Origin of the sequence: Cellulomonas carbonis (genome assembly GCF_014636275.1) — a bacterium.
Taxonomy (GTDB): Bacteria; Actinomycetota; Actinomycetes; order Actinomycetales; family Cellulomonadaceae; genus Actinotalea; species Actinotalea carbonis.
Window position 1 is genome coordinate 655,648 of the sequence record NZ_BMEB01000001.1, and the last position, 18,329, is coordinate 673,976.

20 protein-coding genes and 1 tRNA gene are annotated in these 18,329 nt (G+C 75.2%); 15 read left to right on the forward strand and 6 right to left on the reverse strand.

Annotation, left to right across the window (positions count from 1 at the left end; all coding sequences use genetic code 11):
• Nucleotides 1–16: 16 nt before the first annotated feature.
• Nucleotides 17–460: an Lrp/AsnC family transcriptional regulator gene (locus tag IEV86_RS03000; RefSeq protein ID WP_043609285.1), complete on the reverse strand. Its 444-nt coding sequence runs from the start codon at nucleotides 458–460 to the stop codon at nucleotides 17–19.
• A gap of 155 nt (nucleotides 461–615) precedes the next feature.
• Between IEV86_RS03000 and pdhA the strand changes: the two genes are divergently transcribed.
• Genes pdhA through pcaF form a run of 6 tightly spaced genes read left to right on the forward strand, consistent with a single transcriptional unit; the run spans nucleotide 616 to nucleotide 7,483 of the window.
• Nucleotides 616–1,695 (forward strand): pyruvate dehydrogenase (acetyl-transferring) E1 component subunit alpha, encoded by a 1,080-nt coding sequence (gene pdhA, locus IEV86_RS03005; protein WP_043609308.1) that lies wholly within the window; start codon nucleotides 616–618, stop codon nucleotides 1,693–1,695.
• Between the two features lie 8 nt (nucleotides 1,696–1,703).
• A complete protein-coding gene (locus tag IEV86_RS03010) occupies nucleotides 1,704–2,669 on the forward strand; it encodes an alpha-ketoacid dehydrogenase subunit beta (protein ID WP_043609307.1) in 966 nt (321 codons plus the stop codon).
• Entirely contained in the window at nucleotides 2,654–4,159 is a 1,506-nt protein-coding gene (locus tag IEV86_RS03015; protein WP_229734444.1) for a dihydrolipoamide acetyltransferase family protein, read from the forward strand. Before IEV86_RS03010 ends, IEV86_RS03015 begins: the two co-directional genes overlap by 16 nt.
• Entirely contained in the window at nucleotides 4,156–5,679 is a 1,524-nt protein-coding gene (locus IEV86_RS03020; RefSeq protein WP_043602890.1) for a 3-hydroxyacyl-CoA dehydrogenase, read from the forward strand. The genes IEV86_RS03015 and IEV86_RS03020 overlap by 4 nt, the downstream gene beginning before the upstream one ends.
• Nucleotides 5,676–6,281 carry a hydroxyphenylacetyl-CoA thioesterase PaaI gene (paaI, locus tag IEV86_RS03025; RefSeq protein WP_229734445.1) on the forward strand — a complete coding sequence of 202 codons (606 nt, stop codon included), beginning with the start codon at nucleotides 5,676–5,678 and terminating at the stop codon, nucleotides 6,279–6,281. Before IEV86_RS03020 ends, paaI begins: the two co-directional genes overlap by 4 nt.
• The gene (gene pcaF / locus IEV86_RS03030) at nucleotides 6,278–7,483 is read left to right on the forward strand and encodes a 3-oxoadipyl-CoA thiolase (protein ID WP_043602893.1); all 1,206 of its coding nucleotides are present in this window, start codon (nucleotides 6,278–6,280) and stop codon (nucleotides 7,481–7,483) included. Before paaI ends, pcaF begins: the two co-directional genes overlap by 4 nt.
• Before the next feature lie 76 nt (nucleotides 7,484–7,559).
• On the opposite strand, the gene IEV86_RS03035 is transcribed toward pcaF, so the two are convergent.
• Together IEV86_RS03035 and IEV86_RS03040 are read right to left on the reverse strand one after the other, a co-directional pair.
• The gene (locus tag IEV86_RS03035) at nucleotides 7,560–7,868 is read right to left on the reverse strand and encodes a hypothetical protein (protein ID WP_043602896.1); all 309 of its coding nucleotides are present in this window, start codon (nucleotides 7,866–7,868) and stop codon (nucleotides 7,560–7,562) included.
• Between the two features lie 53 nt (nucleotides 7,869–7,921).
• Nucleotides 7,922–8,599 carry a TetR/AcrR family transcriptional regulator gene (locus tag IEV86_RS03040; RefSeq protein WP_052425854.1) on the reverse strand — a complete coding sequence of 226 codons (678 nt, stop codon included), beginning with the start codon at nucleotides 8,597–8,599 and terminating at the stop codon, nucleotides 7,922–7,924.
• Between the two features lie 104 nt (nucleotides 8,600–8,703).
• Between IEV86_RS03040 and paaA the strand changes: the two genes are divergently transcribed.
• From paaA to IEV86_RS03070, 6 genes are read left to right on the forward strand one after another with little or no spacing between them, the layout of a single operon-like run.
• Entirely contained in the window at nucleotides 8,704–9,690 is a 987-nt protein-coding gene (gene paaA / locus IEV86_RS03045) for a 1,2-phenylacetyl-CoA epoxidase subunit PaaA (RefSeq protein ID WP_043602976.1), read from the forward strand.
• Nucleotides 9,687–10,037 carry a 1,2-phenylacetyl-CoA epoxidase subunit PaaB gene (gene paaB / locus IEV86_RS03050; protein WP_081978480.1) on the forward strand — a complete coding sequence of 117 codons (351 nt, stop codon included), beginning with the start codon at nucleotides 9,687–9,689 and terminating at the stop codon, nucleotides 10,035–10,037. The genes paaA and paaB overlap by 4 nt, the downstream gene beginning before the upstream one ends.
• Nucleotides 10,034–10,828, forward strand: coding sequence for a 1,2-phenylacetyl-CoA epoxidase subunit PaaC (gene paaC / locus IEV86_RS03055; protein WP_081978481.1), 795 nt, complete (start codon nucleotides 10,034–10,036; stop codon nucleotides 10,826–10,828). The genes paaB and paaC overlap by 4 nt, the downstream gene beginning before the upstream one ends.
• Complete coding sequence (gene paaD / locus IEV86_RS03060) at nucleotides 10,825–11,340, forward strand: 1,2-phenylacetyl-CoA epoxidase subunit PaaD (protein ID WP_202595131.1); 516 nt, start codon at nucleotides 10,825–10,827, stop codon at nucleotides 11,338–11,340. The genes paaC and paaD overlap by 4 nt, the downstream gene beginning before the upstream one ends.
• Nucleotides 11,337–12,437, forward strand: coding sequence for a 1,2-phenylacetyl-CoA epoxidase subunit PaaE (paaE, locus tag IEV86_RS03065; protein ID WP_043602898.1), 1,101 nt, complete (start codon nucleotides 11,337–11,339; stop codon nucleotides 12,435–12,437). Before paaD ends, paaE begins: the two co-directional genes overlap by 4 nt.
• Complete coding sequence (locus tag IEV86_RS03070; protein WP_202595132.1) at nucleotides 12,434–13,264, forward strand: enoyl-CoA hydratase/isomerase family protein; 831 nt, start codon at nucleotides 12,434–12,436, stop codon at nucleotides 13,262–13,264. The genes paaE and IEV86_RS03070 overlap by 4 nt, the downstream gene beginning before the upstream one ends.
• Here the strand turns inward: IEV86_RS03070 and IEV86_RS03075 are convergent.
• Nucleotides 13,206–13,655: a PaaI family thioesterase gene (locus IEV86_RS03075; RefSeq protein WP_052425855.1), complete on the reverse strand. Its 450-nt coding sequence runs from the start codon at nucleotides 13,653–13,655 to the stop codon at nucleotides 13,206–13,208. The genes IEV86_RS03070 and IEV86_RS03075 overlap by 59 nt on opposite strands.
• An 83-nt stretch (nucleotides 13,656–13,738) precedes the next feature.
• Between IEV86_RS03075 and paaZ the strand changes: the two genes are divergently transcribed.
• From paaZ to IEV86_RS03090, 3 genes are all read left to right on the forward strand, one after another.
• Nucleotides 13,739–15,775, forward strand: a complete 2,037-nt coding sequence (gene paaZ / locus IEV86_RS03080; RefSeq protein WP_043602987.1) for a phenylacetic acid degradation bifunctional protein PaaZ — start codon at nucleotides 13,739–13,741, stop codon at nucleotides 15,773–15,775.
• A complete protein-coding gene (locus tag IEV86_RS03085; protein ID WP_306460046.1) occupies nucleotides 15,772–16,626 on the forward strand; it encodes an enoyl-CoA hydratase/isomerase family protein in 855 nt (284 codons plus the stop codon). Before paaZ ends, IEV86_RS03085 begins: the two co-directional genes overlap by 4 nt.
• A gap of 121 nt (nucleotides 16,627–16,747) precedes the next feature.
• Nucleotides 16,748–17,308, forward strand: a complete 561-nt coding sequence (locus IEV86_RS03090; RefSeq protein ID WP_043602901.1) for a PIG-L deacetylase family protein — start codon at nucleotides 16,748–16,750, stop codon at nucleotides 17,306–17,308.
• A gap of 63 nt (nucleotides 17,309–17,371) precedes the next feature.
• Here IEV86_RS03090 and IEV86_RS03095 read toward each other — a convergent pair whose 3' ends face one another.
• The gene (locus IEV86_RS03095) at nucleotides 17,372–17,926 is read right to left on the reverse strand and encodes a hypothetical protein (RefSeq protein WP_043602993.1); all 555 of its coding nucleotides are present in this window, start codon (nucleotides 17,924–17,926) and stop codon (nucleotides 17,372–17,374) included.
• Nucleotides 17,927–18,171: 245 nt separating this feature from the next.
• A tRNA-Leu gene (locus IEV86_RS03100) sits at nucleotides 18,172–18,255 on the reverse strand.
• Nucleotides 18,256–18,329: the final 74 nt, after the last annotated feature.

Sequence of the window (18,329 nt, forward strand, 5' to 3'; positions counted from 1 at the left end):
CGACCGGTGTCCGGGTTCAGCGGTTGGGCATGTCCTCGAAGATCAGCAGCGTGTGGGTGGACAGCACGCCCGGGATCTCCTGCAGCACGTCGAGGACGACGCGGCGCAGCGCCTCGTTGTCGCGCGTCCGGACGAGCAGGATCACGTCGACGTCGCCGCCGCCCACGAGCGCCATGTGCTTGACCTCGGGCACGTGACGCAGGCGGTCGCTCAGCTCGCGCCACGAGCTCTGCCGCACGGTGAGGGTCACGTACGCCGAGGTCCCGAGCCCGCTCCGCGCGGGGTTGACGACCGCGGTGAACCCCTCGAGCACCCCGAGCGCGCGCAGGCGCTCGACACGGCTGTAGGCGTGGGACCGCGACACGTTGACGGCGTCCGCGAGCGCGCGGACCGACATGCGCCCGTCCCGCGTGAGCTCGTGCAGGATCCGCCGGTCGGTGTCGTCGAGCTGTGCGTCCAAGTGTCGCCGTCGCCTCTCCGCCGCACCGTCGCGGCAGGACGTCCTGCTTCTTCCACGGCGCTGGCCGTGCCAAATGTCTGCTGCCTGGGCGCCGAACATACCCATCCGACTCCAGGGGGGCCATAGTCAGGACAGCTCTCGACGAGGAGGTGCTCATGTCGGTCGACGTCGCCGTGGAGGCCGTCCGGCTGCTCGACGCGGACGGTGTCGCCGTCCAGGACGACCGCTACCCCCCGCTCCCGCTGCCCGACCTCGTCGCGCGGTACCGCGCGATGGTCCTGGGCCGGCGCCTCGACGACCAGGCCGGCGCCCTCGTGCGTCAGGGCCGGCTCGCCGTGTACCCGTCGTCGCACGGCCAGGAGGCCTGCCAGGTGGCCGCGGCCCTCGCGCTGCGACCGGGCGACTGGCTGTTCCCGACCTACCGGGACAGCGTCGCGGTCGCCACGCGCGGCGTCGACCCCGTCGAGGTGCTCGCGTGGCTGCGCGGCGACTGGCACTCGTGCTACGACCCCGTGGTCCACCACGTCGCACCACAGGCCACGCCCCTCGCGACGCAGCTCCTGCACGCCGTCGGCGTCGCGCACGCCGCGCGCCTCAAGGGAGAGGACACCGTCGCCCTCGCGCTGTGCGGCGACGGCGCGACGAGCGAGGGCGACTTCCACGAGGCGCTCAACTTCGCCGCGGTCCTGCGCGCACCCGTCGTCGTCCTCGTGCAGAACAACAAGTACGCGATCTCCGTACCCCTGTCCCGGCAGTGCGTCGCGCCGTCGCTTGCGAGCAAGGGCGTCGGGTATGGCATGCCCGGCGTGCTCGTCGACGGCAACGACGTCGTCGCGCTGTCCGCCGTGCTCGGTCGGGCCGTGGCCGACGCCGCCGCGGGAGGTGGTCCCGTGCTCGTCGAGGCGGACACGTACCGCGTGCACGCCCACACGAACGCCGACGACCCGTCGCGGTACCGCTCGCAGGACGAGGTGCACGAGTGGGAGGCGCGCGACCCGATCAGCCGCGTCCGCACGTACCTGCGCGCCGAGGGAGCGCTCGACGACGACGCCGAGCGCGCGCTCGCCGCGGAGGCCGAGGCCCTCGCGGCCGCGGTGCGCGCGGGTCTCGCCGAGGCGCCCGCCGTCCCCCCGGACGAGCTCTTCGAGCACGTCTACGCCACGCCGACACCACAGCTGCTCGCGCAGCGGGACCTGCTGCGCGCCGAGCTCGCCGCCGAGGGGGCCGACCGGTGAAGACGACGATGGCGGGCGCGCTCAACGCGGCTCTGCGCGACGAGATGGAGGCCGACCCCACGGTCCTCGTCCTGGGCGAGGACGTCGGGCCCCTGGGTGGCGTCTTCCGCGTCACGGACGGCCTGACGGCCCGGTTCGGCGAGGACCGGTGCTTCGACACCCCCCTCGCCGAGTCCGGGATCATGGGCCTGGCGATCGGCATGGCGATGAACGGGATGCGCCCCGTGGTCGAGATGCAGTTCGACGCCTTCGCGTACGCGGCCTTCGAGCAGGTCGTCAGCCACCTCGCCAAGATGGGCAACCGCACGCGGGGGCGCGTACGCCTCCCCGTCGTCGTCCGGGTGCCGTACGGCGGTGGCATCGGCGGCGTGGAGCACCACTGCGACTCCTCCGAGGCGTACTACGCCCACACCCCCGGCCTCACCGTCGTCGCGCCCGCGACGAACGAGGACGCGTACGGCCTGCTCCGGCAGGCCATCCGGTACCCCGACCCCGTCGTCTTCCTCGAGCCGAAACGCCAGTACTTCACCAAGGAGGAGGTCGACGTCGCGGCCGAGGTGCCGCCGATCGGGCGTGCCGTCGTCCGCCGCGAGGGCACCGACGTGACGCTGATCGCCTACGGCCCCGCGGTGCAGGTCGCGCTCGCTGCGGCCGAGCAGGGGGCCGCCGAGGGCCGCAGCATCGGCGTGGTCGACCTCCGATCGATCGTCCCGTTCGACGACGCGACGGTCTGCGCGGCGGTGCGGGCCACGGGTCGCGCGGTCGTCGTCGCAGAGGCGTCGGGCTTCGCGTCGGTCGCCTCGGAGGTCGCCGCGCGCGTGACCGAGCAGTGCTTCCACCACCTCGCCGCACCCGTGCGCCGCGTCACGGGCTTCGACATCCCCTACCCGCCCCCGCGCCTCGAGCGCCACCACCTGCCGTCGGTGGACCGGGTCCTGGACACGGTCGACGAGCTGCAGTGGGGGCTGTCGTGACGCGCGAGGTGTTCACGCTCCCCGACCTCGGCGAGGGTCTCGAGGAGGCGCAGCTCGTCCGCTGGCTCGTCGAGGTGGGCGACCCCGTCGAGGTCGACGCACCCGTCGCGGAGGTCGAGACCGCCAAGGCCATGGTCGAGGTGCCGTCGCCGTACGCGGGCCTCGTCGCGTGCCTGCACGGCGAGGAGGGCGACGTCATCGCCGTCGGCGCTCCCCTGCTGTCCGTCGACGCGGGGGGCGACGGTGCGGTCACGACGCCCGCAGGGCCGGGCGCGACCCGACCGGACGACCCGGCCGCGCACCCGTCGGCGACGACCTACCTGGAGGAGGAGCGCGCGGGCTCGGGCAACGTGCTGATCGGGTACGGCACCTCGGCCGCGTCGGCGCCGAGCGGCGGGCGCCGTGCGCGTCGGGCCGCCGCGACCGGGGGGGCGGCCCCCGCTCCCGCGACGACGCCGACCGTGGTGGCACCGCCTCGCGCGCCGGCCGCGGGCGGGGCCGGGCCCCGTCCGGCGCCGGTTCCCGCGACGGCTCCCACGACGCGGGCGGTCGCGGTGAGCTCGCCGCTGGTCCGCACCATGGCCCGGGACGCCGGCGTCGACCTGCGCTCGGTGAGCGGCACCGGCCCGGGCGGCGTCGTCGTGCGTGGCGACGTCGAGCGCGCGATCGCCGAGCGCGACCGTCTTGACCGTCCCGAGCGGGCCGAGCGGGCCGAGCGGGCCGACGTCCGGTCCGGCACGGTGGACGCCGGCGCCGGCTCCGACGCGACCGACGCCCGGACGGGCCTGGCTGTCCGCGAGCGCGTCCCGCTGACCGGCGTACGGCGCGCCATCGCGGCCACGCTGAGCCGCAGCCGCCAGGAGATCCCCGAGGCCACGACGTGGGTCGACGTCGACGCGACGGCGCTGCTGGAGCTGCGCGACCGGCTCGCGGCGCCCGACCGTCGCGCGCCGAGCCTCCTCGCGCTCGTCGCACGTTTCGTCGTCGCGGGGCTCGAGCGCTTCCCCGAGCTCAACGCGCGGGTCGACACCGAGCGGCAGGAGGTCGTGCACCTGGCGGGCGTCAACCTCGGCATCGCGGCGCAGACGGACCGCGGGCTGGTGGTGCCGGTCGTCCGCGGCGCGCACCGGCTGCGCACGCGCGCGCTGCACGAGGAGATCCGGCGGCTCACGGGCGCCGCGCGGGCCGGCACCGCGACCGCGGCCGACCTCACGGGTGGGTCCTTCACGCTCAACAACTACGGCGTGCTCGGGGTCGACGGCAGCGCGGCGATCATCAACCACCCCGAGGTCGCGATCCTCGGGATGGGGCGGGTCATGGCCCGCCCGTGGGTGGTCGACGGTCAGGTCGCCGTGCGGAGCATCACCCAGCTGTCGCTCGTCTTCGACCACCGCGTGTGCGACGGCGGGACCGCGGGCGGCTTCCTGCGGTTCGTCGCCGACGCGGTCGAGCAGCCGTGGGCCGCGCTGCTGGACCTGGCGGACCTGTGAGCCGGCTCGCGGCTCCCGCCGCCGTGGCGGTCGTGGGGGCCGGGACCATGGGAGCCGGGATCGCCCAGGTCGCCGCGCTCGCGGGACATCCCGTGCTCCTGCACGACACCGCGGCGGGTCGCGCGGACGAGGCGGTCACCGCGATCGGCGCCGCGCTCGACCGGCTCGCGGACCGCGGCCGACTCGACCCGGCCGCGGCGCGCGCCGCGCGGGCGCGGGTGACGACGGCGCCGTCGCTCGCGGACCTGCACGCGGCGGCCCTCGTGGTCGAGGCCGTCGCCGAGCAGCTCGACGTCAAGCGGCACCTGCTGGGCGGGCTCGAGGACGTCGTCGCGGAGGACGCGGTCCTCGGGACCAACACGTCGTCCCTGTCGGTCACGGACGTCGCCGCGGGGCTGCGGTACCCGGGGCGGTGCGTGGGGACGCACTTCTTCAACCCCGCCCCCGTGATGCGGCTCGTGGAGGTGGTCCGCGGGGCACGGACCGATCCCGCGGTGGTCGCCGAGGTGTCCGAGCTCATGGCCGCCTGGGGGAAGACCCCCGTGCCGGTCCGCTCGGCACCGGGCTTCGTGGTCAACCGCGTCGCACGACCGTTCTACGGCGAGGGGATGCGCCTGCTCGCCTCGGGCGTGGCGCCGTCGACGGTCGACGCCGTGCTGCGCGAGGCGGGCGGGTTCCCGATGGGTCCCCTCGAGCTCGCCGACCTCATCGGGCACGACGTCAACCTCGCGACGACGCGGTCGGTCTGGGAGCAGACCGGACGCGACCCGAGGTTCACGCCGTCGACCGCGCAGGTGTCGCTCGTGGCGTGCGGCCGGCTGGGTCGCAAGAGCGGACGGGGCTTCTACCGGTACCCCGAGGGTCCGCCCCCGCCCGACCCGACGCCCGCGGCGAGCGCGCCGGCACGCGTCCGGGTGCGCGGCGACTGGGGGCCGTGGGCACCCCTGTGGGAGCGGGTGCGCCGGGCGGGCGTCGAGGTCGTGGTCGACGACCCGACGGGCGAACCCGTGGCGCGCGTGGGCGACGGCGACCTGGTGCCGACCGACGGTCGCACCGCGGCGGAGCACGAGGCCCGCTCCGGCCGGCCGACGGCCGTGCTCGACCTCGTGGCCGACGCGGCGACGGCGCGGCGCTGGGCCGTCGGGGTGCCCGAGGCCGGCCGGACGGCGCTGCGCGACAGCGTCGTCGGGCTCCTCGCGGCCACGGGCGCCGAGGTCAGCGTCCTGCCGGACGTCCCCGGGCTGCTCGTCGCGCGCACCGTCGCGCTCCTCGTGGACGAGGCGTGCGACGTCGTCGCGCACGACGTCGCGACGCCCGAGGACGTCGACACGGCGATGCGGCTCGGCGCGGGGTACCCCTTCGGCCCCCTCGAGTGGGGCGATCGGATCGGACCGGGGCGCGTCGCGGCGCTCCTCGACGCGCTGTCCCCCGGCAGCCCGCGCCACCGCGTGTGCCGCGCGCTCCGGGACGCCGTCGCGGCGGGGGCGTCCCTGCACGGACGACGGGAGGCGGTCGCGTGAGCGGGGCGACGAGCACAGGCACGAGCACGAGCACGAGCACAGGCACGAGCACGGGCACGGGGACCGGCACCGGGATGGGCACGGACGCAGGCGCGGGCACGGACGCGGGTCCCCCGGACGCGCACGCGCTCGCCCGCCGCTGCGCGGAGGCGATGTGGGCGGCGGACCCCGCGAGCAGGCGGCTCGGCATGCGCCTCGCCGACGTCGGCCCCGGGACGGCCCGCGTGACGATGCGCGTCACGGGCGACATGCTCAACGGGCACGGCACGTGCCACGGCGGCTACCTCGCGGCCCTCGCGGACAGCGCGTTCGCCTTCGCGTGCAACACCGAGGACGAGGTCACGGTCGCGGCGGGCTTCGACATCGTGTTCGTCGAGCCCGCCGTGCTGGACGACGACCTGACGGCCGACGCCGCGAGGCGCGTGCGCCGCGGTCGCAGCGGCGTGTACGACGTCACCGTGACGCGTGCCGACGGGACCGTGATCGCCGAGTACCGCGGTCGGAGCCGCTCGTTGGGTCGCCCGCTCCTGACGGCGGGCTCGACGAGCCCGCCGGCGGCGACGTCGCCCACCACCCCGGCGACGGACGGGGGGCGGGCGTGACCGAGGCCTTCCTCGTCGACGGCGTGCGCACGCCGATCGGCCGGTACGGGGGCGCACTGGCGCCGGTCCGTCCCGACGACCTCGCCGCCCACGTCGTCCGCACGCTCGTGGATCGTCACGCGTCGGTCGACTGGGACGCGGTCGACGACGTCGTGCTGGGCTGCGCGAACCAGGCCGGCGAGGACAACCGGAACGTCGCGCGCATGGCCGCGCTCCTCGCGGGCCTGCCCGTCGGCGTCCCGGGTGCGACCGTGAACCGGCTGTGCGCGTCGGGCCTGGACGCGGTCGGCACCGCGGCGCGCGCGATCCGCGCCGGCGACGCCGACCTCGTGGTCGCCGGGGGCGTCGAGAGCATGAGCCGCGCCCCGTTCGTCGTGCCCAAGGCCGCCACCGCGTGGTCGCGCGAGGCGGAGATGACCGACACGACGATCGGGTGGCGCCTGGTCAACCCGCGCATGCGCGAGCTGTACGGGACCGACTCGATGCCCGAGACGGCCGAGCACGTGGCGCGCGAGCGCGGGATCACACGAGCGGACCAGGACGCGTTCGCGCTGCGCTCGCAGCAGCGCGTCGCGGCCGCGCGCGACAGCGGCCGGCTCGCGCGCGAGGTCGTCGCCGTCCGGGCGCCGGGTCGTCACGGCGACGCTGTCGTCGACGTCGACGAGCACCCGAGACGGACCTCGCTCGAGGCCCTCGCGGCACTCCGGCCGCTGCTGCCGGGCGGGACCGTCACCGCCGGCAACGCGTCGGGCGTCAACGACGGCGCGTGCGCGGTGCTCGTCGCCTCCGGCCGCGCGGTCGAGCGCTTCGGGCTGACGCCGCTCGCGCGCGTGACGGCCATGACGAGCGTCGGCGTGCCGCCCAGGACGATGGGCATCGGGCCCGTCCCCGCGACGCGGCGGCTCCTGGAGCGCGCGGCGATCACCCTGGCCGACGTCGACCTGGTCGAGCTCAACGAGGCGTTCGCGGCGCAGGCGCTCGCGGTGCTGCGCGAGCTCGGGCTGCCCGACGACGCCGAGCACGTCAACCCGAACGGCGGCGCGATCGCGCTGGGGCACCCGCTCGGGATGAGCGGGGCGCGGCTCGCCCTCACGGCCGCCGTCGAGCTCGCGGACCGGCGCTCCTCGGGGGCGCGGCGCGCGGTCGCGACGATGTGCGTGGGGGTGGGCCAGGGCGTCGCGCTCCTGCTCGAGGCCGTGTGACGGCACGGCCGGGGCCGTGACGGCGCGCGTGGCCCGGGCAGGACCACGCGCGCCGTCGGCTACGCGCCTCGTGTCGTCAGCGGCACCAGGCGAACAGCTCGGGCGAGCTCGTGTGCAGCTTCACGACCTGGCCCAGCGAGAGGAAGCTGCCCTCGGGCAGGTCGGCGAAGATCGGGCCCGCCACGGGGTCGGCGAGCGTCGAGTAGTCGATCTGCTGCTGCGCCGCGGCCTGCAGGAGGCCGAGGTCCTTGAGCGTCCCGATCCCGGCCTGGACGCACGCGCCCTTGGCGCCGGCGTCGGCGGGCGGAGCGGCGGCGGCGGGGGCCGCGAGCAGCCCGGCACCGAGGGCGGCGGCAGCGGTCGCGATGGCGATCTTCCTGAGCATGGGGGCCTCCAGGTGTGGTCCGGAGGACCGGGTCGTCCCGGCCCTCACCTCCACTACGGCCCGGAGCGGCTCGGCGGATGCACGTTCTCGTGACGGACGTCACTCTCGCCGCGGTCGGCGCGCAGGCCGTCGAGCGCGAGCTCGACGACCGCGTGGACCACCTGGGCGCCGGACGCCGCGTCGCGCGTCGCACCCGGCCGGTACCACTCGGCCACGGAGTTGACCATGCCGAACAGGAGCCGGGTGACCAGGCGCGGGTCGAGGTCGGCACGGATCCGGCCGTCGTCCATGGCCTCGCGGACCACCAGCGCGAGGCGCGTGTCGAAGGAGCGGCGGCGCACCACGGCCTCGCGCTCGACCTCGGTGTTGCCGCGCAGGCGCAGCAGGAGCGTCACGTAGGGCAGCTCGGCCAGCAGCACCTCGGTCGTGCGCCGCAGCACGCGCTCGAGGCGCACGACCGCGTCGTCGTCGGACGCCTCCTCGTCGAAGACGCCCTCGAGCGCGTCGAGCGCACGGTTCACCGCGAGGCGCAGCAGCTGCTCCTTGCCGCTCACGTGGTGGTAGAACGCCGACTTCGTCAGGCCGCTGGCCCGCGCGAGGTCGGCCATGCTCGCGGCGTCGTACCCGCGCTCGAGGAAGACCTGCGCGACGACGGCGAGCAGGTCGTCCGGCGTGTACCGGGCCGGACGGCCGCGCCGCGCCGCGGGCGGGCCGGACCCGCGCTCCGTCATTGACACGTCATCAGTCTGCCCTAACATCGTTAACGAACGTTCGTTCGGCAATTCCGGTCGGCAGTGCCGCCGCCGGGGACGGAGGTCCCGTGCACGACGACGCCCTGAGCGAGACCCGGAGCGAGAGCCGGAGCGCACCCACCGCCGAGGCGGAGCTCGAGCGACGCTTCGAGGCGATGATCGCCGACGAGGTCCGCATCGAGCCGCGCGACTGGATGCCCGAGGGCTACCGACGGACCCTCGTCCGGCAGATCGCGCAGCACGCACACTCCGAGATCATCGGCATGCAGCCCGAGGGCAACTGGATCACGCGCGCGCCGAGCCTGCGCCGCAAGGCCATCCTCATCGCGAAGGTCCAGGACGAGGCGGGCCACGGGCTCTACCTCTACTCGGCGGCGGAGACGCTGGGCATCGACCGCGAGGACCTGCTCGACCTGCTCCACACGGGACGGCAGAAGTACTCGTCGATCTTCAACTACCCCACGCTCACGTGGGCGGACATGGGTGCGATCGGCTGGCTCGTCGACGGCGCCGCGATCATGAACCAGGTCCCGCTCTGCCGGTGCTCGTACGGGCCCTACGGGCGCGCGATGGTGCGGATCTGCAAGGAGGAGTCCTTCCACCAGCGGCAGGGCTTCGAGATCCTCCACACGCTCTCGCACGGCACACCCGCCCAGAAGGCGATGGCCCAGGACGCCGTGAACCGGTTCTGGTGGCCCTCGCTCATGATGTTCGGCCCCCCGGACGCGGCCTCGACCCACTCGGCGCAGTCCGCCGCGTGGGGCATCAAGCGGTTCGGCAACGACGAGCTGCGGCAGCGCTTCGTCGACATGACCGTGCCGCAGGCCCAGGCGCTCGGCCTCACGCTGCCCGACCCGGACCTGCGCTGGGACGAGAGGTCCGGGCACTGGCGCTTCGGGGCGGTCGACTGGGACGAGCTGGACCGGGTCATCCGGGGCGACGGGCCGTGCAACGCGCAGCGCGTCGAGCGGCGCCGCACGGCGCACGAGGACGGCGCCTGGGTGCGCGACTCCGCCGAGGCGTACGCCGCCAAGCACGCCGACACGACGCGCGCGACGGCCGCCGCATGAGCGCGACGACGCCCCGCGCGCCCGGGGTGCCCGAGGTGTCGCGCGCGACCGGGACGCCCCGCACCCCGCACGGCTGGCCGCTGTGGGAGGTCTTCGTCCGGTCACGCAGGGGGCTGTCGCACCAGCACGTGGGCAGCCTGCACGCGCCCGATGGCGCGATGGCCCTGCGGAACGCACGCGACGTCTACACGCGCCGCGGCGAGGGCGTGTCGCTGTGGGTCGTGCCGTCGTCCCAGGTCCTCGCGACGACGCCCGACGAGCAGGACCCGTTCTTCGACCCCGCGATGGACAAGGCCTACCGCCACCCGACGTTCTACGAGGTCCCCGAGGGGGTCGAGCACCTGTGAGCACACCCGCGGCGGCTGCCGGGCCCGCTCCCGGCGGGACCTCGACGACGGAACCCCTCGTCGCCTACCTCCTCGGCCTGGGCGACGACGCGCTCGTGCTCGCGCAGCGGCTGGGCGAGTGGATCACCCGTGCCCCGCAGATCGAGGAGGACGTCGCGCTCGCGAACATCGCGCTCGACCTGCTCGGGCAGGCGCGGGTTCTCCTGACACGTGCGGGCGAGCTCGAGGGCGCCGGGCGCGACGAGGACGCGCTCGCATTCGGCCGCGACGAGCGCGACTTCCGCAACGTGTGCCTCGTCGAGATCCCGAACGGCGACTTCGCCGTGACGACGGCACGCCAGCTCGTCTTCTCCGCGTACCAGTGCGAGCTGTGGTCGGCCCTGCGCGACAGCGCGGACCCGGTGCTGTCGGGCCTCGCCGGGAAGGCCGTCAAGGAGGCCGCGTACCACCGCGACCACGCGACGCACTGGGTGCTGCGCCTCGGCGACGGCACGGACGAGGGGCACCGCCGGATGCAGGCGGGCCTGGACCGCGTGTGGCCGTACGTCGACGAGCTGTTCGCGGCCGACGACGTCGCGGCGCACCTCGCCGGCGTGGCGGTGGACCCGCCGTCGTTGCGCGCCCCGTGGTCGGCGTACGTGGAGGACGTCGTGGCGCGCGCGACGCTGACGGTGCCGAGCCCGACGTGGCACGCGCGCGGCGGACGTCGCGGCCTGCACACCGAGCACCTCGGTCACCTGCTGCCCGAGATGCAGCACCTGCACCGCGCGCACCCCGGGGCGCGCTGGTGACCGCGACGCGTGCCGTGCCTGACGTCGCGCGCCTGCGCGCCGTGGCCGGCTCGGTCCCCGACCCGGAGATCCCGGTCGTGACGCTCGACGACCTCGGGATCGTGCGGGGCGTCACGGTGTCCGACGACGGCGCCGTCGAGGTGGTGCTGACGCCGACGTACACGGGGTGCCCCGCGACCGAGGTCATCGCGGCCGACGTCGAGCGCGCCCTCGCCGGCGCCGGCGCCGGACGCGTCGTCGTCCGCACGGTGCTCGCGCCCGCGTGGACGACCGACTGGATCACCGAGTCGGGGCGCGCGAAGCTCCGCGCGTTCGGGATCGCCCCGCCCGACGGGACCCGGGCCGTCGGCGGGCCCGTCACCGCCGTGCCGCTCGCCCTGACCGCGCGCTGCCCGCGGTGCGGGTCGCTGCGCACGCGCGAGATCAGCCGCTTCGGGTCCACACCGTGCAAGGCGCTGTGGTCGTGCCGCGACTGCGGCGAGCCGTTCGACTCCTTCAAGGTGCTCCGATGACGACCGCCCCCGAGACCACGGCCCGGCGGCACGCCGTCTTCCACCGCCTGCGGGTCGCCGCCGTCGACCGCCTGACCGACGACGCCGTCGCCGTCACGCTCGACGTCCCGGCGCACCTGCGCGACGAGTTCCGGTTCCGCGCCGGCCAGCACCTCACGGTGCGCGCGCCGGGCCTCGCGGGGGACGTGCGGCGCACGTACTCGGTGTGCGCACCGGCCACGGGCGACGTCCTGCGGATCGGCGTGCGACGCGTCCCCGACGGCGTGTTCTCCGGGTACGCGACCGATCACCTCGCCGCCGGCGACGAGCTCGACGTCATGACGCCGTCGGGCACGTTCTCCCCCGACCTCGACCCCACGCACGCGCGGCGGTACGTCGCGGTCGCCGCGGGCTCGGGCGTCACACCGGTGCTGTCGATCCTGGCCACCGCGCTCGCGGTCGAGCCCCTGAGCACCGCGGCGCTCGTGCTCGCCAACCGCCGACCCGGCACGATCATGTTCCTCGAGGACCTCGAGGCGCTGAAGAACACCTACCCCGACCGGTTCCAGCTGCTCCACGTGCTGCGCGAGGAGGGCCCCGACCTCGAGCTGCTGTCGGGCCGCCTCGACACCGACCGGATGCACCGGATCCTCGACACCGTCCTGCCGGTCGACGACGTCGACGAGTGGTTCCTGTGCGGCCCGCTGGGCCTCACCGACGCGGTCCGGTCGACGCTGCTGGACCGGGGCGTCGACCCCGCGCACGTCCACCGCGAGCTGTTCCACGTCGGCGCGGCCCCCGTCCGGCGCCGGCCCGCGGCACCCGACCGCGCGGCCCCGGGGTCCACGGTGACCGCGGTCCTCGACGGCCGGTCCACGACCGTCACCGTGCCGCGCGACGGCGAGTCGGTGCTCGACGCCGTCCTGCGGGTCCGTGCCGACGCGCCGTTCGCGTGCACCAACGGCGTCTGCGGGACGTGCCGCGCGCGCGTCCTGGAGGGGGCGGTCGAGATGGACGGCAACTGGGCGCTCGAACCCGACGAGGTCGCGCGCGGCATGGTCCTGACGTGCCAGTCGCACCCGGTGACGGACCACGTGACCGTGGACTACGACCGGTGACCGCGAGGGACCGGCCCGCGCACGGCGTCGTCGTCGCGCGTCGCGGGCCCGCCCTGCTCGTCGGGCTCGACCGGCCGGTCAAGCGCAACGCGCTCGACGAGGCGACGGTCACCGCGCTGCACGCGGCGCTCGACGACGCGCGTCGCGAGCCGTGCGTGCTCGTCGTGCACTCGACGACGCCCGGGGTGTTCGCTGCGGGCGCCGACATCGCCGAGCTCCTCGAGCGTGACGCCGCGGCGGCGCTGCGCGGGATCAACTCCGGGCTCATGGACCGGGTCGAGGCGCATCCGTGGCCCTCGGTCGCCGTCGTCGACGGTCCGGCGCTCGGCGGCGGGTGCGAGCTCGCGCTCGCGTGCGACCTGCGGATCGGCTCCCCACGGGCCCGGTTCGCGCAGCCCGAGCCGAGCCTCGGCATCATCGCCGGGGCGGGCGCGCACTGGCGGCTCCCCCAGGTCGTCGGCCTGCAGACCGCGCGCCGGATGCTCTACACGGGCGAGGTGCTCGACGCCGACGCCGCGCTCCGCGCGGGGCTCCTCGACGCGGTCCACCCCGCGGGGGCGCTGCTCGACGAGGCGGTCGCGCTCGCCGAGCGGATCGCGTCACGGTCGTGGCGGGCGCTCGAGCTCACCAAGGCCGCACTGCGCGCGCACCGGCCCGCGACGACTGCCTTCGACCAGGTCGCGCAGGCACTCCTCTTCGAGGACCCCGAGAAGCGAGAGCGCATGGGCGCGTTCCTGCGTGACCGCGAGCGTCGCCGCGCGGACGGGGTCAGCCCTCGGGACCGGGCACCTCAGGAGGGGCACCCGACGGACGCGGGTCGAGGATGAGCGACGTCATGCGCGCCGTGCACAGACGCCGGCCCTGCTCGTCGCGCACGACGACCTCGTACGTCGCGACGCGCGACCCGCGGTGCAGCGCGTCCGCGGTCGCCGTCACGACGCCCTCACGCGCGCTGCGGTGGTGCGTCGCGCTGAGGTCCACGCCGACGACCGTCCGCCCCGGCCCGGCGTGGATGACCGCGGCCCAGGACCCCACGGCCTCGGCGAGCGCGGCGGTCGCCCCGCCGTGCAGCAGCCCGAAGGACTGCGTGTTCGTGGCGACCGGCATGGTCGCGACGACGCGCTCGGGCGAGGCCTCGAGCACCCGCACGCCCATCTTCCGGTCGAGGTCGCCGAGGCCGAGGCCCGGGTGAGCGCTGCGCAGCACGTCGTCGTCCATCCGCCGAGCATACGAACGCGTGCCACCCGTCCCGCGGGCGGCACGAGCCGAGGAGCACCGTCGTGAGCACCGCCGTCAGCAGCATGACCGTCCGCAGCTACGTCGCCGGGCGCTGGCAGGCGCCGTCCGGACCGACGGCGCCGCTCCTGCACGCCGCGACGTCGGAGCAGGTGGCCGTCGTCGGGACCGACCCGATCGACCTCGTGCCCGTGCTCGACCACGCGCGCTCGGTCGGCGGTCCGGCGCTGCGCGCGCTCACGTTCCACGAGCGGGCGCTCGCGCTGAAGAACCTCGCGCTCCACCTCAACGCGCGCCGCGACCACCTCTACGAGCTCTCGGCGTGGACGGGTGCGACACGGCGCGACTCGCTGGTCGACGTCGACGGCGGCATCGGCGTGCTCTTCAGCTACGCGGGCAAGGGCCGGCGCGAGCTGCCGAACGCGCACGTGCTGGTCGACGGCCCGGTCGAGCGCCTCGGGCGCTCCGGCGCGTTCGTCGGGCAGCACCTGCACACCTCGCGCCGGGGCGTCGCGCTGCAGGTCAACGCGTTCAACTTCCCGGTGTGGGGCATGCTCGAGAAGCTCGCGCCCGCATTCCTCGCGGGTGTGCCCACCGTCGTGAAGCCGGCCGCCCAGACCGCCTACCTCTCGGCCGCGGTGGTCGAGGAGGTCGTCGCGTCCGGGCTGCTGCCCGAGGGCAGCCTCCAGCTCGTCGTCGGAGGTACGCGCGGCCTGCTCGACCTGCTCGCGGAGCAGGACACCGTGGCGTTCACGGGCTCCGCGGCGACCGCGGCGCTGCTGCGCGGCCATCCCGCTGTCCAGCACCGCGGCGTGCGGTTCACGTCCGAGGCGGACTCGCTCAACTTCTCGTTGCTCGGCGTCGACGTCGAGCCGGGCAGCCCCGAGATGGACCTCTTCGTGCGCCAGCTCGTCGCCGAGATGACCGCCAAGGCGGGCCAGAAGTGCACCGCGATCCGCCGCGCCCTCGTGCCCGAGCGCCTCGTGCCCGACGTCGTCGCAGCCGTCGACGAGCGCGTCCGCGCGAGGGTTCGCGTGGGCAACCCGACGTCCGACGAGGTCACCATGGGGGCGCTCGTCGGCCTCGACCACCGCGCCGTGGTGCGGGAGGACCTGGACCGCCTGCGCCGCGGCGCGCGGCTCGTGGTCGGCGACCCCGACCGGTTCGACGTCGTCGACGCCGACCCGACGCGCGGCGCGTTCCTCCCGCCGCTCCTGCTGCTCGCCGACGACCCGTCGCGCAGCGAGTCCCACGAGATCGAGGTGTTCGGGCCCGTGTCGACGGTCGTCGGCTACCGCGACACCGAGCACGCTGTCGACCTCGCAGCGCGGGGCCGCGGCAGCCTCGTGGGCTCCGTCGTGTCCGCCGACCCCGACGTGGTCCGCGACGTCGTGCTCGGCGTCGCGCCGTGGCACGGACGCGTCCTCGTCCTCGACCAGGAGTCCGCCGCCGAGTCCACGGGCCACGGCTCGCCGCTCCCGCAGCTCGTGCACGGCGGTCCCGGTCGCGCGGGCGGCGGCGAGGAGCTCGGCGGGATCCGCTCGGTGCTGCACTTCATGCAGCGGACGGCGGTGCAGGGCTCACCGCGTGCGCTCTCGGCCGTCACGGGAACCTGGGTCACGGGCGCACCCCGCCGGGAGGGCGGCACGCACCCGTTCCGCAAGAGCCTCGCGGAGCTCGAGGTGGGCGACACCGTGACGGGCGGCCCGCGGACGGTGACCCTCGAGGACGTCGACCGGTTCGCGGACCTGTCGGGCGACCGCTTCTATGCGCACACCGACGAGGTCGCCGCGGCCGCGAACCCGTTCTTCGAGGGTCGCGTCGCCCACGGGTACTTCGTGGTGTCGCTCGCCGCGGGGCTCTTCGTCTCCCCCGAGCCCGGGCCGGTCCTCGCGAACTACGGCCTCGAGCACCTGCGCTTCCTCACGCCGGTCTACCCGGGCGACGCGCTCACCGTGCGCCTGACCGTCAAGCGCATCTCGCCGCGCGTCGACGCCGACTACGGCGAGGTCGTGTGGGACGCGGAGGTGGTCAACCAGGACGGCGAGGCCGTCGCGACGTACGACGTGCTCACGCTCGTGGCGAAGGAGTGGGACCGGTGAGCGGGCCCGTGGGCGCCCGGGACGGCGTGGGCGCCGGCGCGTCGGCGCCCGAGGAGCAGGACGACCACGCGCAGGCAGGCATCCGGGTGACCGGCTCGGACACGCTCGCGGAGGTCGTGCTCGACCGCCCCGCACGCCTGAACACGCTGGACGCCGCGGCGCTGCGGGCGCTCCGGACCGTCTTCGAGGAGCTCGCGGGCCGGCGCGGCCTGCGCGCCGTCCTCCTGCGCGGTGAGGGCCGTGCCTTCTGCGCGGGCCGCGACATCGCGGGGGTGGACCCGACGACCGACGAGGCCGAGTCGTTCCTGGCGGACCTGGTCCACCCTGCGCTCGCCGCGGTGCGCGCGGTGCCGGTCCCCGTCGTCGCCGCGGTCCAGGGCGCGGCGCTGGGCATCGGGCTCGGGCTCATGGCCGCGGCCGACGTCGTCTACGCGGGCCGCAGCGCGCGCGTCGGCTCACCGTTCGCGCGCATCGGCGCGGTGCTCGACTCCGGCGGGCACGCTCTCCTGGTCGACCGCCTCGGCGCGCACCGGGCGATGGACCTCATCCTGACCGGAGAGCTGCTCGACGGCGAGGAGGCCGCCCGGGTGGGGCTCGTGAGCCGCGCGGTCGACGACGACGAGCTCCTGGACCGGGCCCGTGCACTCGTCGCGAGCGTCGCCGACGGGCCCACGGCGGCGTTCGTCGAGTCGAAGCGCATCGTGGGCACCCTCCGCGAGCTGCGCGGCTCGTCGCCCGCCCTGCTCGACGCCGAGGCGCGCGCCCAGGGCGCGGCGTCGCGCACGCACGACTACGCCGAGGGGTTCGTCGCGTTCCAGCAGAAGCGGACGCCGAGGTTCACCGGAGGCTGAGCCAGGGCGGCGAGGTGCGTCGCAGCCGGCCCTCGCGGCGTTCTCGTGCGGGTGAAACCGCGCCCGGTCCCTTGAGACACGATGTCCGTTTTGTTACACCTTGTTCGTGTCTCGTCATACCGTGGTGCTCAGCCCTCACCCCGACGACGAGACGCTGCGGCTGGCCGCGTACGTCCTGCACTGCCGCCAGCGCGGGGACCGGCTGACGCTGCTCTGCGCGAGCGACGGCGGGGCGTCCAAGGCTGCGCGGAAGCTCGGGTGGAGCCCCGAGTTCGAGCAGGAGTACCGGCGCGCCGAGCAGGCCGGCGCATGGTCCGCGCTCACGGGAGGCCAGGGCCGCATCGTCCGCCTCGGCCTGCCCGACGGCGGTGTGACACCGGAACCCGTCCGCGACGCGATCGTGCAGCTCGGGGTGAGCGCGGTCGTCGTCGCCGCCCACCCGACCGACGAGCACCGCGACCACCTCGCCTGCGTCGAGGGCGCGGCGGCGGCGCGCGTGTCGGTCGTCTACGCGCTCGAGCCGACGGGCCGCGTGGGGCGCCTCTACCTGCCACCTCCCGAGCTGCGTGCCGCGGCCGAGCTCGCGCACCGGTGGTACTCCGGCTTCGGGCACCGGTCCGTCAAGACCCTCTTCCGGGCCCACCAGGCCAACCGGTACGCGTCGCGCGTCGTCGTGCCGTGACGACGACGGCGCAGACCCGGACGTCCGGGCTGCGCCGTCACGAGCCGACCGGCCTCGACCCGGTCAGCGGAGCCAGCTGTTCCCGACCACGCGCCCCCACTGCCGGCCGAGCCCCGCGGTGTCCCCGGCGAGCGTCGCCGCCGCGATGATGAGGAGCGCCGCCTCGACCCAGTGCGACGTGGTGATCGGGTTGGTGCCGCCGAGGACCCACGGGATCTGGGTCATCCACATGAAGACCATGAGCAGGGTGCCCGTGACCGCGGCCACCTTGAGCCCGATGCCGAGCATCATGGCCAGCCCGATGCCCAGGAGCCCGGCCATGAACAGGACGTCACCGAAGGCGTTCTGGAACGTCGACTGGAAGAAGCCTGCGAACGGCCCCTCCGCGCCGCCGATGTACCCCTGGGCGGGGGTGCCGCCGTTGAGCCACGCGCGCTCGGCGGGCGTCGCGTACCCGAGACCGAAGAGCTTGTCGACGAAGGCCCAGAGGAAGACCCAGCCGATGACGATGCGGCCGAACGCGAGCGCGTAGCGCGCGCCGGCTCGGGTCACGACTTGCTCCTGGAAGACGGTGGTGCTGCTCGTGCTCGTGCCCTTGCGGGCGGTCGTGGTGGACATGGCTGCCTCCTGCTCGACGTCCGTCGGGCACCGTTGCCCGATCGTGCGGTCCACCGGGGCGCTCGTCGTGCGAGGCGCTCCGTGTGCTCCACGCTAGGAACGACGGGGCGCTGGCGCCTGAGACCTTTGTCACGGGCTCACCCGGCGGAATGGCGTGTCCGGCCGGGCGCACCGACGGCACGCGGGATGACGACGAAGGCCCCCGACCATGGGTCGGGGGCCTTCGTCGTCGCTGTCTCAACGAGTGTCCGGAGGGGGACTTGAACCCCCACGCCCTATACGGGCACTAGCACCTCAAGCTAGCGCGTCTGCCATTCCGCCACCCGGACAGGTGGTACTGCTCGGCCCCTGGATCCGACCGGTGTGAACCGTCCGAACCCCTGAGCGCGGCGCCAAACATAGC

Excerpts from the sequence above, each read along its gene's own strand:
- pdhA (WP_043609308.1), top strand. The coding sequence starts at position 616 with ATGTCGGTCGACGTCGCCGTGGAGGCCGTCCGGCTGCTCGACGCGGAC.
- IEV86_RS03010 (WP_043609307.1), top strand. The coding sequence starts at position 1,704 with ATGGCGGGCGCGCTCAACGCGGCTCTGCGCGACGAGATGGAGGCCGAC.
- IEV86_RS03035 (WP_043602896.1), bottom strand. The coding sequence starts at position 7,868 with ATGCTCAGGAAGATCGCCATCGCGACCGCTGCCGCCGCCCTCGGTGCC.
- IEV86_RS03040 (WP_052425854.1), bottom strand. The coding sequence starts at position 8,599 with ATGACGGAGCGCGGGTCCGGCCCGCCCGCGGCGCGGCGCGGCCGTCCG.
- paaB (WP_081978480.1), top strand. The coding sequence starts at position 9,687 with ATGAGCGCGACGACGCCCCGCGCGCCCGGGGTGCCCGAGGTGTCGCGC.
- paaE (WP_043602898.1), top strand. The coding sequence starts at position 11,337 with ATGACGACCGCCCCCGAGACCACGGCCCGGCGGCACGCCGTCTTCCAC.
- IEV86_RS03075 (WP_052425855.1), bottom strand. The coding sequence starts at position 13,655 with ATGGACGACGACGTGCTGCGCAGCGCTCACCCGGGCCTCGGCCTCGGC.
- paaZ (WP_043602987.1), top strand. The coding sequence starts at position 13,739 with ATGACCGTCCGCAGCTACGTCGCCGGGCGCTGGCAGGCGCCGTCCGGA.
- IEV86_RS03095 (WP_043602993.1), bottom strand. The coding sequence starts at position 17,926 with ATGTCCACCACGACCGCCCGCAAGGGCACGAGCACGAGCAGCACCACC.